Genomic DNA, 16293 nt, shown 5'->3' with positions numbered 1-16293 from the left:
GATGAACGTGGAAAAGGACAGCTCGCCGCGCAAGCCCGGCGAGGGACCGCTCGCGGGCATGAAGGTGATCGAACTCGCGCACATCATGTCGGGGCCGGTGTGCGGCATGATGCTCGCCGACATGGGCGCGGAAGTCATCAAGGTCGAGAAGATGCCGGGCGGCGACGATTGCCGCCGTTTCGCACCGATTCTCGCGAGCGGCGAGTCCGCGTCGTTCATGATGGTCAATCGCGGCAAGCGCGGCATCGCGCTCAACCTCAAGACCGAGGGCGGGCGCGCGGTGCTGCGCCGTCTGCTCGCGGACGCCGACGTGGTCACCGAAAACTATCGTCGCGGCACGATGGAGAAACTCGGCATGGGCTACGACACGCTCAAGGCCGACAATCCAGGCCTGATTTACTGCGCGATTTCGGGTTATGGCCGCAGCGGCCCGTATGCGGACAAGGGCGGCTTCGACCTCATCGCGCAGGGCATGAGCGGCCTCATGAGCATGACCGGCGAGCCGGGGCAGGCGCCCATCAAGGCGGGCTCGCCCGTCACCGATATCAACGCGGGCATACTCGCGGCGCTGGGCATTTGCGCGGCCTATGCGGGACGGCAGGTGACCGGCCTCGGGCAAATGGTGGACACGTCGCTGTTCGAAGCGGGCTTGCAGCAGATGTACTGGGCGTTCGCGAATTATTTCGCCGACGGCACGGTGCTGCAGAAAGCGGGCTCGGCCAATCCGACCAGCGCACCGTATCAGGCCTTCGAAACGCGCGACGGCTGGATCAACATCGGCGCGGCGAATCAGAGCAATTACGAGCGCCTCGTGTCCGTGCTGGCGATTCCCGGTCTCGCCGACGACGCGCGCTTCGCGACCAACGCCGGCCGTCTCGCTCATCGCGCCGATCTGGCGGCGATCCTGAGCGCGCGCCTGCGCGAACGCAGCACCGCGCAGTGGCTCGCGACCTTCGACGAAATCGGCTTGCCCTGCGGGCCTGTGCTCAGCGTGCCGGAAGCCGCGGCGCACGAGCAGGCGTTGGCGCGCGGCATGATCGTCGAGACCGAGCATGCGCTTGCTGGAAAGATGTCTGGCATCGGCTTGCCGATTCATTTTTCGCAATCGCCGACCACGCACGCGCGGCCCGCGCCGCTCTATGGCGAACACACGCGCGACGTGCTGGTCGAGCTTGGCTACGACGCGGCGCAGATCGCCGTGCTGGAACGGGAAGGCGCGGTGACGGCCGCGCCTTGAATCGTGTTTTGTGCCTTGTTTCAAGGCCTCAAGCGGCGCGCGTCTCCACGATCGCGCGTCGCGCCATGAACCAGTAGAACAGCGCGGCGCAGCCCGCGATCACGCCGCCGATCACGAAGGCCAGCAGATACGAACCCGTGCGATCGACGATGAAACCCGCTACGACCGGCGAAAACGCGCCGCCGAAATAGCCGCCGAAATTCTGGATCGCGCTGACCGAAGCGATCATCGAATTCGGCGCGATGTCGCCCGCGAGCGCCCATGCGTTGCCGATGGTCGCCGCGATGCAGGCGAGGCCGAGCGTCATCAGCGTGACGGTGGCGCCGATGCTGTCCACGAACGGCAACGCTACCGCGCAAACGGCCGCGCCGAGCGAGGTCACGACGATCATCAGACGCTTGGCGACGATCGGCGTGGCGAAGCCGCCATCGACGAGCTTGGTGGCGACGAAGCCTGCCACGATCTCGCCCACCGCGCCGCCGAACCACGGAATGCTCGCGTAAAGACCCAGTTGCACCAGCGTGATATGAAAGCGGTCGAGCAGATAAAGCGGCAGGAACACGAGGAAGAGATTCCACAGCCAGATCGCGCAGAAGTAGCCGAGAATCATGCCCCACACGCTTTGCGAAGCGAACAGCGAGCGCCATTTGATGGGCGCGTTCGTGAGCGATTGCTCGTGACCGCCGCCGCCCGCTTCGATATAGGCAAACTCTTCGCGCGAGAGCCGCTTGCTCTGCATCGGATTGCGATAGAGCAGCAGGAACAGCCCGGCGAAGACGATGCCGATCGCGCCGGTCACGTGAAAGAGCGAGCGCCAGCCGAACGCGATCATCAGCGCGACGAGCACGGCGGGCGCGAGCGCCGGGCCCCATTTCGACGACGAGTCCCAGATGCCGGTTGCGAAACCGCGCTCCTTGGCGGGAAACCAGGCGGCGGTGATTTTCGCCGACGTGGGCCAGCACGGCGCTTCGCCCACGGCGAGCAGCACGCGCATCACGAGGAGCCCGGCGATGGAGCCGACCACGCCCGTGAGCCACGTCGCCACGCTCCACCAGATCATGCCGACCGCGTAGGCGCGCTTCGCGCCGAAGCGGTCGATGATCCAGCCCGCGGGCAATTGCATGACCGCGTAAGTCCAGGCGAACACCGTGCCCAGCAAGCCGATCTGCGTGCGCGTGAGGCCGAGATCGTGAATCATGCCGGGCGCGGCGATGGCCAGATTGGCGCGGTCGAGATAATTGATGATGCCGCCGATCAGCAGCCAGATGAGCACGCGCCAGCGGAAATTCGCGCGCGTGGTGGCAGCGGCTGCGCTCGCGGGCGTCAGCACCTTGTTGTCCATCGTGTCTCCTCCTGTGTGGTCTGCGTGAGCCCTGGGCGGTTCGGCGCGGGCCGAGGGAGGTGATTCGCCCAGAATGTGGGACGCTCGGCAATTTCATGCCTTGTTTTCAGGCATGAAATTGCCGTGACGCGTTTGCAGACCATTCTGCGCTATTGGACGCGCAGCGGGAAGAGGGAATGGAAATTCGTTGTGAGGGAAGCGAAAGAGAGCTTCGACGGCGAGCCGCGCATGATGTAATCAGAACGCATGGCTCGCCGCATCGAAATAATCAGGATGCCGGAATAAATTACATGCCGCGACGCTCGAACACTTCCTTGAATACAGGCATCGCCGAGAACACGTTCGGCCAGCCCGAATAGAACGCGAGTTGCGTCAGCGTTTCCGAGGCTTGCGCTTTCGTGAGGCCGTTGTCCATCGCGCGATTCAGGTGGTAGGTGATCTGTGCGGCCTGACCGTTGGCGACCAGCGCCGTCACGGTGACGAGGCTGCGCTCGGGCGGCACGAGGCCGGGGCGCAGCCAGAGGTCGCGAAAGAGCGCATCGGTGGTGTATTGCACGACGCCGGGCGCGACGTCGTCGAACAGTTGCGAGACGAGCGTGGCGCGTTGCGCTTCGGCGGCTTCGTCGAGCGGCAACGGTTCGCGCGCGGCATCGGCGAGTTGACTGGCGCCGATGCCGCGCTCCTCGAACACGGGCAGCGCCGCGGCGACGGCCGCGCTCGCGTTGGCCCAGCCCGCATAGAACGCGAGATGGGTGACGATCTCCGCGATTTCGGCGGGCGTCACGCCATTGTCGAGCGCGAGCCGCAGATGGCGCGGCTGTTCGATGACCTGATTGCGCGCGACGAGCGCCGCGAAGGTGACGATGCTGCGTTCGCGCGGCGTGAGTTGCGGGCGCTTCCACAGGCCGTTAAGCACGGTCTCCGACGTGTAGCGCGCGAAAGCGGGCGCGACGGCTTGCATGTCGGCGAGAGAGGGCGTTTTCTGCATGATCGATATCCTTGGCTGGGGAGGGCGCAAACGCGATATTTCTATCAGATCCGATCGTTTCGATTGAGCCCGTCCGGACGCATGCCGTTATGAACGCCATTCATGAATCGCGGGCAGATTGCTTTTGCTGCGCGCGAAGTCCGCGTCGGTCTATTGATGAATCGTATTCATGAAGCCATGCCATGAACTGGTATTTATTTCATCGCTGCCACGCATTCTAATAGGCGAATACGCCGTCGACGGGACGCGCAGCAACCTTGGAGCAAGAGCGAATGGATTATCGAAATCTGGGCCGCAGTGGATTGAAGGTGTCGCCGTTGTGTCTGGGCGCCATGATGTTCGGTGGCGAAACCGATGAGGCGACGTCGGTGCGTATCATCGACAAAGCCTTCGATCAGGGCATCAATTTCATCGATACGGCGGACGTGTATCACGCGGGCCGCTCGGAAGAGATCGTCGGCCGCGCCATTGCCGCGCGCCGCGACGACTGGGTCGTCGCCACCAAGTTCGGCTTTCCGGCTGGCCCGGCGCAGGGCCCGAATCAGCAGGGACAGTCGCGCAAGTGGATCTTTCAAACGGTCGAGGCGAGCCTCAAGCGTCTCGGCACCGACTATATCGACGTGCTGTATTTCCATCGCGCGCTGCCGGATCTGCCGCTCGAAGAAGGCGTGCGCGCCGTGGCCGATCTGATCCGCCAGGGCAAGGTGCGCTATTTCGGGCTGTCGAATTTCCGCGGCTGGCGCATTGCCGAAGTCGTGCGTCTCGCCGATCAACTCGGCATCGATCGTCCGGTGGCGAGCGAGCCGCTTTACAACATCGTCGATCGCACGGCCGAGGTCGAGCAGTTGCCCGCCGCCGCGCATTACGGCCTGGGCGTGGTGCCGTACAGTCCGCTCGCGCGCGGCGTGCTCACCGGCAAATATGCTGTCGATACGCCGCCGCCCGCCGACAGCCGCGTGGGCCGCGGCGATCGCCGTATCCAGCAGACCGAGTGGCGTCCGGAATCACTGCATATCGCGCAGCAGATCGCGAAGCATGCGGCCGAGCGCGGCACGAACAGCATCGCGTTCGCGCTCGCGTGGGTGCTGAACAACCGCTGCGTGAGTTCGGCGATTGCGGGGCCGCGCACGGAGGCGCACTGGGACAGCTATCGGGCCGCGCTCGATTTCAAACTGGACGCAGACGACGAACGCTTCATCGACAGCCTCGTGCCGCCGGGTCACGCTTCGACGCCGGGTTATACCGATCCGGGTTATCCAGTCGAAGGCCGCAAGCTCGTCTGAATACGTTGCGGAATGCGCGCCTGAATGCGCATCCGGGCCGGCCGCTTAGCCGCGATAACGCAGCGCATCGATCACGAGTCCGAGCGCGCGCGACGACTGGCGGCGGCTCGGATAAAACGCGTGGTAGCCCGGAAACTCCGGGCACCAGTCCTTGAGCACGCTCTTGAGCGCGCCCGCGCGCACGTACGGCAACGTGACATCCTGCGGAATGAACGCGAGGCCGAGGCCCGCGAGCGCCGCGTTGAGCATCTGCGGCACGGTGTTGAAGGTGAGCTGGCCGTCCACGCGCACGGAAAGCGCGTCGCCGTCACGGCCCAATTCCCACGCATAGAGACCGCCCGCGCTCGTGAGACGCAGCGTGATGCAGTCATGTTTGAGCAGATCCTGCGGCGACTTCGGCGCCTTGTGTTTCGCGAGGTATTCGGGCGAGCCGACGATCGCCATCTTCAGATCGGGCGCGATACGCACGGCGATCATGTCCTTCGCGACCTGGTCGCCGCCGCGCACGCCGATATCGTAGCGTTCGGCCACGATATCGCGCAGACCGTAATCCACGTTGATTTCGAGTTTGATGTCGGGGTACTGCGGCAGGAAGTGCTTGAGCTTCGGCCAGATCACGGTATCGACGCAATGATCGGTGGCAGTGAGGCGGATCGTGCCGGCCGGCTTGTCGCGCAGGTCGGCGAGCGCGGCGAGTTCGGCGTCGATCTGTTCGAAGCGCGGCGAGAGCGATTGAAACAGGCGTTCGCCCGTTTCGGTGGTGGAGACGCTGCGCGTCGTGCGCGTGAGCAGGCGCAGGCCGAGCCGCGTTTCGAGCGCGCGGATCGTGTGGCTCAGCGCCGATTGCGACACGCCCAGTTGCGCGGCCGCGCGCGTGAAACTGCGTTCGCGCGCAACGGCGAGAAAGGCCAGGAGATCGCTGAAATTTTCGCGCGCCATGTGGGTTCCGGATTCGCAGACAGTGCTGCGCATCGTACCACCGGCGATCGCGCGAGGCGGGGCGCCGCGCGTTGCGCGCGGGCCGCCGCCAGGGGCTCTGTTACGTCACTCGTCCATCAGACGCGCGCGGACCTTCTTGCCCTTCACCTTGCCGGCGTTGAGCTTGCGCACGGCGTCGCGCGCGATGCTGCGCTCCACGGCCACATAGGTCGAAAAATCGGTCACGTTGATCTTGCCGATCTGCGCGCCCGTGAAGCCCGCTTCGCCGGTGAGCGCGCCGAGCACGTCGCCGGGACGGATCTTTTCCTTGCGGCCGCCGAGAATCTGCACGGTTTCCATCGGCGGCAGCAGCGGTGCGTCGCTGGCGGGCTTGAGTTCGGCGAGCGGATGCCATTCGACTTCGCGCTTGAGCGCCTGCTCGATGCCGCCCACGCGACCCATTTCGTTCATGCTCGACAGGCTCAGTGCCCAGCCGTCCTGATCGGCGCGGCCCGTGCGGCCGATGCGGTGCACGTAGACTTCGGGATCGGGCGTCACGTCGACGTTGATGACGGCTTCGAGTTGGGCGATGTCGAGACCGCGTGCGGCCACGTCGGTCGCCACGAGCACCGAGCAACTGCGGTTCGCGAACTGGATCAGCACCTGATCGCGGTCGCGCTGGTCGAGCTCGCCATGCAGCGCGAGCGCGTGAAAGCCCTGCGCGCGCAGCACGTCGAGCAGGTCGCGGCATTGCTGTTTGGTGTTGCAGAATGCGATGGTGCTGACCGGGCGGAAGTGGTTGAGCAGCATCCCGACGGCATGCAGACGCTCGTCTTCGGTCACTTCGTAGAAGCGCTGGCGGATCTTGCTATCGTCGTGATGCTCTTCGAGCTTGACTTCCTTCGGATTGCGAAGGAACTGCTGGCTCAGCTTCGCGATGCCTTCCGGATAGGTGGCCGAGAACAGCAGCGTCTGACGCTCCTTCGGGCACTGGCGCGCGACCTTGGCGATGTCGTCGAAGAAACCCATGTCGAGCATGCGGTCCGCTTCGTCGAGCACGAGCGTGTTGAGCGCGCTCAGGTCGAGGCTGCCGCGTTCGAGGTGATCCATGATGCGGCCCGGCGTGCCGACGACGATGTGCGCGCCGTGTTCGAGGCTCGCGGTTTGCGGACGCATGGGCGTGCCGCCGCACAGCGTGAGCACCTTGACGTTTTCTTCCGCGCGCGCAAGGCGGCGGATTTCCTGCGTCACCTGGTCGGCGAGTTCGCGCGTCGGGCAGAGCACGGCGGTTTGGACGTCGAGGCGGCGCACGTCGAGACGCGCGAGCAGCGCGAGCGCGAACGCGGCGGTCTTGCCGCTGCCCGTTTTCGCCTGGGCGATCAGGTCGTGGCCGGCGAGCGCGAGCGGCAGGCTGGCGGCCTGGATCGGCGTCATCTCGACGTAGCCGAGGCGCGCGAGGTTCTCGAGCGTGGCGGGCGCGAGCGCAAGCTCGCTGAAGGGCGTGGCGGTGGGTGATTTCGTCATACGGGGTCTCGCGCCCTAAGGCGTGGGCAGCGCGCGGCGCGGGCGGGCGCGCTGCAGGATGGATCAGGCGGCGACGGAAAGTCGCGCGTCGCGCAATTTTACCGGATGCGCGCGGGTGGGCGGTTCCGGCGTGTTGAAACGGGCGGAATTGGCTGGAATTGTCCGGAATGGTCCGCGATCGCGCCGGACCGGGCGGGGACGGGAAAAGACGCAGGCCCGGCGCGCGGATCTCGCGGCGCCGGGCCTGGAGCGGGTTCAGGCGGCTATCAAGCGGCCATCGACAGAAAGCTCAAGCCTCTTTCGCCGCTTCGGCGAGGATCTGCCGGATCGCGTTTTCGAAGGTTTCCACCGGCTGGCCGCCGCTGATCAGGTACTGCTCGTTGAACACGATGGCCGGCACCGACTGGATGCCCATCGCCTGCGCCTGCTGCTCCTCGCCGCGCACTTCGTCGGCATACGCGCCGGTTTCGAGCACCTCGCGCGCCTTCCCGGCGTCGAGCCCGACCGATTGCGCCACCGCCACCAGCACCGCGTGATCGCTCATGTCCTGGCCTTCGCCGTGATAGGCGCGCAGCAGCGCCATCTTGAGCGACACCTGCCGGCCTTCCAGACGCGCCCAGAAGAGCAGACGATGCGCGTCGAACGTGTTGTAGATGCGCGTGCGCGGACCGAACGTGAACCCGACGCTCTCGCCGCGCTCGCGGATCGCTTCCTGGGTCTCGGCGATCTGCTCGGGCGTGCGGCCGTACTTCTTGCCGAGATACTCGACGATGGATTCGCCGTCCGCCCCCATGTCGGGATTCAGCTCGAACGGATGGATGGTCATGCGGGCCTCGACGGAATCGCCGAGATTGGCGAGCGCGCGTTGCAGCGAGCTGAGGCCGATCGCGCACCACGGGCAGGCGATGTCGGAAATGAAGTCGATTTGAAGCGCTTGTGTCATGGCGATCCCGGGAAATGGACGAAAGAAACGGGAGGGCGTCGCGCGGCGTGCGCGTGGGACAACGACGCGATGCCGCCGCGACGCGGCAATGGCGCAAGGTTAGCCCGAAACGCCGATCTCTGCTGGACGCGGCCGAATCGCGATTGCGCCGGATCGGGCCGCCTTATTGCTGGCGACGCCGGAACGCGGCGACCTTCGCGCGGTTGCCGCACATCGCCATGCTGCACCAGCGCCGCCGGTGCGATTTCGTGCGATCGAGAAAGTGCAGCACGCATTCCGGGTTCTCGCACTTCTTCACGAGCGCGAAATCGGCCTCGCAGACGAGCTGCGCCACCGCCGCGCTCAGTGGTGCGAGCACCTGCTCGGGCGTGCCGTGCGCATGGCGCTCGACGAGGCGTGGTTCGCCGCTTTCGTCGACGACCAGTTCCAGCGTGCGCGGCGCGTGCGCCAGAAAACGGTTGAGCGCGCGCGGATCGAGCGGCTCGCCCGCGCGTCGCGCGTCCACCAGCGTGCGCGCCGTCTCGCGCAGATCGCGCGCCGCTTCCAGCAGCGCGTGCGCCTTCAAACGCGGCTTTTTCGCGTCGGCGGCGAGATCGTGGCGCGCGAGCCAGGCGGCCACGTCGGCGTCGCTTTGCCAGTTGTCGATCAACTCGCCGTCGACGAGCTGCACCGTATTGAGCGCGTCGAGCGCCGGATGGCCGCCGAGAAAATCGACTTCGCCGTGGTCGTGCGCGTCGCTGCCGTGCGCTGATGCTGCGTCCATATCCGCTTCCTTATTCGTGCGCTTCGTGTGGATTGTAACCGTTTTTGGTGCAATTATCTGGTTACGGAAGATGCGGACGCCACGCGTTGTTACGCCCGCGCCCGCTCCATCAACTCGCCGATGCCCGCCGCGATCTCGTCCCCATGGGTTTCGAGCGCGAAGTGGCCGGTGTCGAGCATCGTCACGACCGCGTTCGGATTATCGCGGCGATACGCCTGCGCGCCCGGCGGAATGAAAAACGGATCGTGCTTGCCCCAGATCGCAAGCGTGGGCGGCGTGTATTCGCGGAAAAACGCCTGAAAACGCGGATAGAGCTTCAGGTTCGACGCGTAATCGAGGAACAGATCGAGCTGAATGTCCTTGTTGCCCGGACGCTCCAGCAGCAAGGCGTCGAGGTAATACGCCTCGGGTTCGACCGTCGACGGATCGGCCACGCCGTGCACGTATTGCCAGCGCGTGCCTTCCAGATTGAGCACGGCGTCCGCGACGACCTGGCGGTTCGCGGCGCTCGGATCGGCCCAGTAGCGGCGGATCGGATCCCACGCGTCGCCGAGACCTTCCTCGTAGGCGTTGCCGTTTTGCGAAACCAGCGCGCTCACGCGCTCCGGATACTTCAGCGCAAGGCGCAGGCCGACCGGCGCACCGTAATCGAACACGTAGAGCGCGTAGCGTTCGAGGCCCAGCGTATCGACGAAAGCCGCCGTGGTGGCCGCGAGCGCGTCGAACGAATAGCGATAGTCGCGGGCCTCGGGCACCTGCGTGAAGCCGAAACCCGGCAGATCGGGCGCGATCACGCGATAGCGCGCGGCGAGGCGCGGAATCAGGTGCCGGAACATATGCGACGACGACGGATAGCCGTGCAGCAGCAGGATCACGGGCGCGTCGGCGGGACCGGCTTCGCGATAGAAAACCTGCACGCCGTCAGCTTCGACGGTCTTCAGTGCGACGGCGGGATATGTGGGCAGTGCGGCGGTCGATGCAGTGGCGGACATGTCGGGGCTCCGTTGGGTGTCGGGGTTTGAAACCGGGTAAAACGTCGAATTGGCGGTTTCATTGTGGACGCCGCTTTGTAACCTGTCAAATTATTTTTTGAAGGTTACGTGATGGGCGACCACGGCCATACCAGGTTACCGCCGACGTTCAGGTTGCCCGCGTTCTGCTCGACATTGCCACCCGTCACGATGACCGCCTCGCCAACGACGTTCAGGTTAGCAATGGGCCCAAGCGTGGTCGTGGTGCGGGTCGCACCCGTCGGCGGACTCGGCGCAACGCCGGACCCGTATATCGACGGCCCGACGTACCGCTTCCATATGGCCGTGCTCGATGCGAACCTGTCGGTGCCATTCGCGATTGCAAACCAGCCATTCCGGTACGTCACGACATTCCACGGCCAGTTCACCAACGACGCGCTTTTCTACATCGACGATCTGACGATCGGCAGCCGTTACACCGTGCGCGGTTTCGACGGCGAAACGATGCTCGCAGCCGAACGTGGCTTTTACTGGCGCAACGAACTGCAATGGCCGGTATTCCAGACGGGACAGACGTTGTACGCGGGGATCGACTACGGGCACGTGTTCGGCCCGAACACGGCAGCACTGGCGGGGACGCAACTGGCGGGCGCGGTGATCGGTATTCGCGGCGGTTTGCCGACAAAGTACGTCGGCGTCTCGTACGACCTGTTCGCGGGCACGCCGATCTACAAGCCCGAAAACTTCCCGACCGCCCGCTGGACGGTCGGGTTCCAGCTAACAGCAGCGTTCTAACCGCCCGCGCGCGCCAACAGCACAAGCACTGCCCCAAACACTCACCGATTCACATCGACCACAATCCGCCCACGCACGCGTCCCTCGAGCAAATCCGCCGCAGCGGGAATCGCATCCGCCAGCGCGATCTCGCGCGTGATCGTGTCGAGCGTCGTCAAATCCAGCGTATGCGCGAGCGCCTGCCACGCCTCCTGACGTTCCTCGAACGGACGCGTCACGCTGTTGATCCCCAGCAGGCTCACGCCGCGCAAGATGAACGGCGCGACCGTTGCAGGCAATTCCATGCCTTGCGCGAGGCCACAGGCGGCCACCGCGCCGTTCGCGCGCAGGCTCGCGCAGACGTTCGCGAGCGTGTGTCCGCCCACGGAATCGATGGCCGCGGCCCAGCGTTCCTTTTGCAGCGGCTTGCCGGGTTCGGTGAACGTGGCGCGATCCATCACATCGGCGGCGCCCAGTTGCCGCAGATAATCGGCCTCCTGCACCTTGCCGGTCGAGGCGACCACGCGATAGCCGCGCTGCGCGAGCAGGGCGATGGCGAAGCTGCCCACGCCGCCGCTCGCGCCCGTCACCAGCACGTCGCCGTGACTCGGGCCGATGCCGTGACGTTCGAGCGCGAGAATACAGAGCATCGCGGTATAACCGGCCGTGCCGACGGCCATCGTCTGGCGCGGCGTGAGCCCGGCGGGCAGCGGAATCAACCAGTCGGCCTTGACGCGTGCGCGTTGCGCGAGGCCGCCCCAATGCTGTTCGCCCACGCCCCAGCCATTGAGCACGACCGTATCGCCGAGCGCGTAACGCGGGTCCGCGCTCTGGGCGACCGTGCCTGCGAAGTCGATGCCTGGCACCATCGGAAAGCTGCGCACGACCGGACCTTTGCCGGTGATCGCCAGGCCGTCCTTGTAGTTCAGCGTGCTGTACTTGACGTCGACGAGCACGTCGCCTGGCGGCAATTGCGCGTCATCGAGTTCGGCAACACGTGCCGAGTATGTTTCGGATTCCTTTTCAATCAGGATGGCTTTGAACATGGTTCATTTTCCCGTGTGACGTGAGCGGTGCGATCGAACAAATGGGCTGATGCAGCGCTACTGCGCGCGCGGCAGCCCGGCGATGAATCCCTTGAAGAACGTGTCGAGCGGCGCGGCGCTGCGCACCAGCCGCGCACGCATCACCGCGCCTTCCCAGCCGATCCAGAAGCAGCCCGCCAGCGCGTCGAGGTCGGCGTGCGGCGCGAGTTCGCCCGCTTGCTGCGCATCGCGCAAACAGGCGGCGACGCGTGTCTGCCAGCCCTGGAACACGCGTTCGAGCGCGTCGCGAAAGTCGGAGGGCAGGATATCGACTTCGATGCCGAGATTGCCCACAAGACAGCCGCGCGTGTAGTCGTGACGCGCCATGCCCGCCTTGGCGTCGTCGACGAAGGCGGCGAGGCGATCGAGCGCGGGCCGCGACGTGTCAAGCAGCCAGCGGTCGAGCTTGGCGAGAAAGTAGGCGTCGTAGGCGTCGAGCAGCACGCGGCCGAACGCCTCCTTGCTCTCGAAGTAGTGATAGAACGAGCCCTTCGGAATGCCGACGCGCTTGAGCACGGCGTCGAGCCCGGTGGCGGCGAAGCTTTGCCCGGTCAGCAATTCCATGCCCGCGCGGATCAGCGCGGCGCGCGTGTCGGCGTGCGCGAGCGGGTCTTTGCGCGGGCGGCCGCGACGCGGCCGGTCAGTCGAGGCGTCCATGCCGGGGATATTAGACCGATCGTCTCAAAAATTCAATCCCCGGCTCGAACACGCTTGAACACGCGCGATCTCAAGGCGTCCAGCGATGCACGATCACGCTCGTGCCGTTGTAATTGTCCTTGGTGATCACGTATTGCCCGGCCGAATTCAGATACACGCGCAGGCCGTACATCGAATCGACGTCGTTGCCCACGTCCACGTTGGACGGGTTCGCATTCGTCAGCGTGGTGACGAGCTTGCCCGTGGTGAGATCGTAAATGTCGATGTTGGGCACCGTATGCACGTAGCCGACGAACAGATAATTGCCCGCGGCCGCAATCGATTTCGGATTCGCGCTGGTGAGCGTGATGACGGGGCTCGGCCGGTTGATATTGCCCGACGTCCAGCCGTGATAGACCTCGATATAACCGTTCATCGCGGTCCAGTCCCAGTTGCCCGCGAGGCCCTGGGCGAGAATCATCGTGTCGCTTTCGGGCAGATAGAGAATGCGCGCCGTCGGCCGCACGCTTTCCGGCGTCGAGATCGTCGTGGCCGCGCCCCATTGCGGCTTGCCGGTGCTGTCGAAACCGGTCAGCGGATAGTGGTAGATGTGATTCGTGCGGTTCAGTCCGGCCCAGACGTCGCCGCGACTGTCGAGGCAGAAGCCGCCCGTCACTTCGAGCGAGGTGTTGAACGGCGTGCCCGGAATCGAGCCGTCCGGAATCGCGATATAGCCGCTGCCCACGTTGAAGTGATAGAAGTAGAAGATGCCCGGATTCTGGCCCGACGCCACCAGAATGCGGTTGCCGTTGACCGTCACGAGCTGGCCGAAGTGTTCGTCGCGCTGCGTGTCGTTCATGTTCAGGCGCGGGTCGTTCGGGTAGGTGAACGGATCGACCGTATTGGCCACGAAGGTGCCGCCCGCCGTGCCCGAGTAGATCGCGGTGCCGCTGTAGAACAGCGCGCCGTCGGTGACCGGATCGGGCGCGGCCACGCCTTCGAAATTCAGGCCCTGGAGCTTCCAGAGCAGCGTGCCCGCCGCGTTGTACGCGTGAATATCGGTGCCGCCGTTGCGGCCGAGATCCCAGCCGCCGCCCCACGGATTGTTGAGCACGTAGAGATTGCCGCTGCTGTCCTTGCCGATGCCGGTCACGCGCGTGAAGCGCTTGTCGCCCACCTGGCCCTTGATGCCGGTCGTGGTGTCGAGGTAGCCGCCTTTCACGCCGAAGCTGCCGGTTTGCGTGGGCGTGCCCGCGAGGCTGTAGAGCTTGATGTTCTGGTCGGGGCCGCTGTCGCCGATCATCAACTGGGCGGTCGTCGCATCGAAGTAGAGCGCCGACGGTTGCGAGCCCGCGGGCATCTGGATCTGCTGGAGCTGCGCGCCCGCCGGACTGAACGCCGTGACGGTGCCCGCGCTCTTTTGCGCGATCCACACGTTGCCCGCGTTGTCGAGCGCGAGCGCGCCCGGATTGGCGATCGCGATGTCGCGCTGCCACGCGCCGTCGATGGTGTAGACGCGCACGCGGTTGCCGTAGAAGTCGCTCACGTAGAGCAGCGTGCCGGCGGTGGCGAGTCCGGTGATGGCGTCGACGCGGCTCAGGGCGTTCCACACGCTCACGTTGAAAGTGAGGTCGCGCTGGCCGCTCGCGCGGTTGTAGCGGCCCACGGTGCCGCTGCCGTTCGAGGTGTTCACCGAGAGCGCGACGAAGATATCGGTGGCGTTGCCGGTGATCGCGCCGCCCTGGAATTCGTCGTGGATGCCGATCGAGCCGAGACTCTTGTCGTTCTGATAGATGGCGACGCCGCCTTCGTTTTCGTCCCAGAACGATGACGTATAGATGACACCTTCGGGCGCGACCCACATCGAGCGTGCGCCGTTGCCCACGTGCGCCGCGAGCGTACCGTAAGTGTTGGCGAGCCAGTCGGTGGTGTACTGCTGCGCATGGGACGCAGGCGAGATCGCGGCCGTCGCGGCGCAGACGAGAGTGGCGCACATGCGCTTCGTGAACATGGATGAGGCTCCTGGTGCGGATAAACCGGTGACGCCATGACGATGAGCGCATCCCGCGGCGCTTGATGACATGGCGGAAATGGGACGAAACGACGTGCGTGATCCGCGTGTCGCAATGGGCGTTTTGCGAGCGCCGTCGCGGGCAAAATTGCGGGCGATGTTGCGGGCGATGTTGCGGGTTTACGCGCGCGCATCGGAGCAAGCGCCATGCCGCGCGGCGCGATTTTTTGTACGCTATGCGCGAGGAATTGAAACGTCGTTATGCGCCAGTGGGTTGGGCTTCGTCGAAGGCGCTATGCGGATTGCAAGACATGCGTGAACGGCGTTTTACGCTGCAATTTCGGCGCATTACGCGGGAAGAATGTGCATGCAACGTTTTCTGTTTAGCGCGTGTTTTGCAGCGGCGATTGTCGTGACATGACGAAGGCGGAGCGAGCCAAAGCGGTGCACGCTCGCGTGGATGAATGTCGAACTCTTTACGCGCGCGGCGATCTCATGCGGAACGATTCGCCGTTTATGCTGGATGTCACCGGGAGCGCGTATAGTCTTTAGACCGGGTCTTCACACCGGGTCTTTAGACCTGGTCGACAGACGCAGTCAGCGAATTCCATCGTCGAAATTTCATGCGGGCGAAATGAATACGCGCACGCAATCGGGCGCATTCGGGCGCACAATGCTTGCTTTTGCCGCGCTCGCCCATAGGTAGAGGACTTCGTTTCAGTAGCGGCGTGGTGCCTTCCACGTCGGGAAATCAGGGACAGCAAGCCGTGAAAGTCGAATTTGTCGAAGCGAGCAGTGCACGCCCCGACTTGCTCTGCTATCTGGTCGCGATTGCCGCGTCGTCGTATGCGCTCACGCAGGAGTGGCGCGTCGATCACGTCGTGCAGTGCTGCCGCGAATGGCTGGACAAGAGCGCGCTGACGATGCACTGGCTCGACCGCGTGCGCCTCGGTCAGCTCGCGCTGAAGATCGCGAGCCGCGACCTGCTGGGCGCGGGCATCGCCGTGCGTCTGTCGAGCGTCTCGGTGCTCTTCACCGCCGAGATGGAACTCAACGAAGCCTCCACGATGGTGCAGCGGATGATGTCGCTGTGCCACGAAGCGCTCTGACGCGCCACGTCGATTTGCTTGCCGCGCGGCACTGAAATCATGCGCCGAATCTACGCGCCGAAAGCCGCCACCACTTCCTCCACGAAATACCGCAGCTTGAGCGTCGTCGGGCTGCTCGCCATCACGATGTGCATGGCCCGCGCCACCGGTTCGTACTGCGTGAGCAGCGGCACCAACGTGCCGTCGCGTAGTGCGTCGCGCACGGCGGTCTCGGGCGCGAGCGCAATGCCGAGCCCGTTGACGGCCGCCGTGATCAGCGCCTTCATGTCGTTGGCGCGCAGGCGCGGCGCGATCGGCGCGGTCCAGGCCTGACCGTTCTCAATGAAACCCCAGCCGCTCGCCGGCGGCGCTGACGTATAGGCAAAGCCGAGGCACTCGTGCCCGATCAGCGCGTGCGGCGTCTCGGGCGCGCCCGCCGCCGCGAGGTAGGCGGGCGACGCGCACACCACGAAGCGATACGGCCTGAGCGCACGCGCGACGAGCGTCGAGTCGTTGAGCGCGCCGAGCCGGATGGCGGCGTCGTAGCCTTCGTCGACGATATCGACGAAACGATCGGTCAGCGTGAGATCGATCTGCACGTCGGGATAGCGGTTTAAAAAGCGCGCGATCGCCTCGGGCAGCGCGAAGGCGCCGAAGGTCACCGGCGCGGTGATGCGCAGGCGTCCGCGCGGCGTGTCGGCCAGCGAGCGCGCCTGGGCTTCGGCGGCTT

General features: G+C 65.2%; 14 protein-coding genes and 1 pseudogene. 4 read left to right on the top strand and 11 right to left on the bottom strand.

Annotated features, from left to right (window positions below; genetic code table 11):
* The first annotated feature begins 1 nt into the window (after position 1).
* A complete protein-coding gene (locus G3N97_RS11015; protein ID WP_241030517.1) occupies positions 2 to 1237 on the top strand; it encodes a CoA transferase in 1236 nt (411 codons plus the stop codon).
* A 28-nt stretch (positions 1238 to 1265) separates the two neighbouring features.
* Here the strand turns inward: G3N97_RS11015 and G3N97_RS11010 are convergent, their stop codons facing one another.
* Together G3N97_RS11010 and G3N97_RS11005 are read right to left on the bottom strand one after the other, a co-directional pair.
* Positions 1266 to 2579, bottom strand: a complete 1314-nt coding sequence (locus G3N97_RS11010; protein ID WP_205993233.1) for an MFS transporter — start codon at positions 2577 to 2579, stop codon at positions 1266 to 1268.
* A gap of 286 nt (positions 2580 to 2865) precedes the next feature.
* A complete protein-coding gene (locus G3N97_RS11005) occupies positions 2866 to 3567 on the bottom strand; it encodes a carboxymuconolactone decarboxylase family protein (protein WP_205993232.1) in 702 nt (233 codons plus the stop codon).
* Between the two features lie 272 nt (positions 3568 to 3839).
* Between G3N97_RS11005 and G3N97_RS11000 the strand changes: the two genes are divergently transcribed.
* A complete protein-coding gene (locus tag G3N97_RS11000; RefSeq protein ID WP_205993231.1) occupies positions 3840 to 4850 on the top strand; it encodes an aldo/keto reductase in 1011 nt (336 codons plus the stop codon).
* Positions 4851 to 4895: 45 nt separating this feature from the next.
* Here G3N97_RS11000 and G3N97_RS10995 read toward each other — a convergent pair whose 3' ends face one another.
* The 5 genes from G3N97_RS10995 to G3N97_RS10975 form a co-directional block, all read right to left on the bottom strand.
* Positions 4896 to 5789: a LysR family transcriptional regulator gene (locus G3N97_RS10995; protein WP_205993230.1), complete on the bottom strand. Its 894-nt coding sequence runs from the start codon at positions 5787 to 5789 to the stop codon at positions 4896 to 4898.
* A gap of 105 nt (positions 5790 to 5894) precedes the next feature.
* Positions 5895 to 7292, bottom strand: coding sequence for an ATP-dependent RNA helicase DbpA (dbpA, locus tag G3N97_RS10990; protein WP_205993229.1), 1398 nt, complete (start codon positions 7290 to 7292; stop codon positions 5895 to 5897).
* A gap of 289 nt (positions 7293 to 7581) precedes the next feature.
* On the bottom strand, positions 7582 to 8235 hold the full coding sequence (locus tag G3N97_RS10985) for a DsbA family oxidoreductase (RefSeq protein ID WP_205993228.1): 654 nt from the start codon (positions 8233 to 8235) through the stop codon (positions 7582 to 7584).
* A 163-nt stretch (positions 8236 to 8398) separates the two neighbouring features.
* A complete protein-coding gene (locus G3N97_RS10980) occupies positions 8399 to 8998 on the bottom strand; it encodes an ABATE domain-containing protein (protein WP_205993227.1) in 600 nt (199 codons plus the stop codon).
* Between the two features lie 89 nt (positions 8999 to 9087).
* On the bottom strand, positions 9088 to 9990 hold the full coding sequence (locus G3N97_RS10975; RefSeq protein ID WP_205993226.1) for an alpha/beta hydrolase: 903 nt from the start codon (positions 9988 to 9990) through the stop codon (positions 9088 to 9090).
* Between the two features lie 258 nt (positions 9991 to 10248).
* On the opposite strand from G3N97_RS10975, the pseudogene G3N97_RS10970 reads away from it, so the two are divergent.
* A pseudogene (locus G3N97_RS10970) lies at positions 10249 to 10764 on the top strand (ShlB/FhaC/HecB family hemolysin secretion/activation protein); the annotation flags it as partial.
* Between the two features lie 41 nt (positions 10765 to 10805).
* Here G3N97_RS10970 and G3N97_RS10965 read toward each other — a convergent pair.
* The 3 genes from G3N97_RS10965 to G3N97_RS10955 form a co-directional block, all read right to left on the bottom strand.
* The gene (locus G3N97_RS10965; RefSeq protein ID WP_205993225.1) at positions 10806 to 11789 is read right to left on the bottom strand and encodes an MDR family oxidoreductase; all 984 of its coding nucleotides are present in this window, start codon (positions 11787 to 11789) and stop codon (positions 10806 to 10808) included.
* 57 nt (positions 11790 to 11846) lie between these two features.
* The gene (locus tag G3N97_RS10960) at positions 11847 to 12485 is read right to left on the bottom strand and encodes a TetR/AcrR family transcriptional regulator (RefSeq protein ID WP_205993224.1); all 639 of its coding nucleotides are present in this window, start codon (positions 12483 to 12485) and stop codon (positions 11847 to 11849) included.
* A gap of 70 nt (positions 12486 to 12555) precedes the next feature.
* On the bottom strand, positions 12556 to 14475 hold the full coding sequence (locus G3N97_RS10955; protein ID WP_205993223.1) for an SMP-30/gluconolactonase/LRE family protein: 1920 nt from the start codon (positions 14473 to 14475) through the stop codon (positions 12556 to 12558).
* A gap of 767 nt (positions 14476 to 15242) precedes the next feature.
* Between G3N97_RS10955 and G3N97_RS10950 the strand changes: the two genes are divergently transcribed.
* Positions 15243 to 15584 (top strand): hypothetical protein, encoded by a 342-nt coding sequence (locus G3N97_RS10950; RefSeq protein ID WP_065063018.1) that lies wholly within the window; start codon positions 15243 to 15245, stop codon positions 15582 to 15584.
* A 50-nt stretch (positions 15585 to 15634) separates the two neighbouring features.
* On the opposite strand, the gene G3N97_RS10945 is transcribed toward G3N97_RS10950, so the two are convergent.
* On the bottom strand, positions 15635 to 16293 hold a 659-nt coding region (locus tag G3N97_RS10945; RefSeq protein ID WP_205993222.1), incomplete at its 5' end, for a LysR substrate-binding domain-containing protein.

It is taken from the genome of Paraburkholderia sp. Ac-20347 (assembly GCF_017104805.1).
GTDB classification, from domain to species: domain Bacteria; phylum Pseudomonadota; class Gammaproteobacteria; order Burkholderiales; family Burkholderiaceae; genus Paraburkholderia; species Paraburkholderia tropica.
Note: the sequence above shows the minus strand (reverse complement) of the source record. Positions and strands in the feature narration are given on the sequence as shown.

What these genes read in the sequence shown, in the direction of transcription:
- G3N97_RS11015 (WP_241030517.1), top strand. Translation starts at nt 2, where the DNA reads ATGAACGTGGAAAAGGACAGCTCGCCGCGCAAGCCCGGCGAGGGACCG.
- G3N97_RS11010 (WP_205993233.1), bottom strand. Translation starts at nt 2,579, where the DNA reads ATGGACAACAAGGTGCTGACGCCCGCGAGCGCAGCCGCTGCCACCACG.
- G3N97_RS11005 (WP_205993232.1), bottom strand. Translation starts at nt 3,567, where the DNA reads ATGCAGAAAACGCCCTCTCTCGCCGACATGCAAGCCGTCGCGCCCGCT.
- G3N97_RS11000 (WP_205993231.1), top strand. Translation starts at nt 3,840, where the DNA reads ATGGATTATCGAAATCTGGGCCGCAGTGGATTGAAGGTGTCGCCGTTG.
- G3N97_RS10995 (WP_205993230.1), bottom strand. Translation starts at nt 5,789, where the DNA reads ATGGCGCGCGAAAATTTCAGCGATCTCCTGGCCTTTCTCGCCGTTGCG.
- dbpA (WP_205993229.1), bottom strand. Translation starts at nt 7,292, where the DNA reads ATGACGAAATCACCCACCGCCACGCCCTTCAGCGAGCTTGCGCTCGCG.
- G3N97_RS10985 (WP_205993228.1), bottom strand. Translation starts at nt 8,235, where the DNA reads ATGACACAAGCGCTTCAAATCGACTTCATTTCCGACATCGCCTGCCCG.
- G3N97_RS10980 (WP_205993227.1), bottom strand. Translation starts at nt 8,998, where the DNA reads ATGGACGCAGCATCAGCGCACGGCAGCGACGCGCACGACCACGGCGAA.
- G3N97_RS10975 (WP_205993226.1), bottom strand. Translation starts at nt 9,990, where the DNA reads ATGTCCGCCACTGCATCGACCGCCGCACTGCCCACATATCCCGCCGTC.
- G3N97_RS10965 (WP_205993225.1), bottom strand. Translation starts at nt 11,789, where the DNA reads ATGTTCAAAGCCATCCTGATTGAAAAGGAATCCGAAACATACTCGGCA.
- G3N97_RS10960 (WP_205993224.1), bottom strand. Translation starts at nt 12,485, where the DNA reads ATGGACGCCTCGACTGACCGGCCGCGTCGCGGCCGCCCGCGCAAAGAC.
- G3N97_RS10955 (WP_205993223.1), bottom strand. Translation starts at nt 14,475, where the DNA reads ATGTTCACGAAGCGCATGTGCGCCACTCTCGTCTGCGCCGCGACGGCC.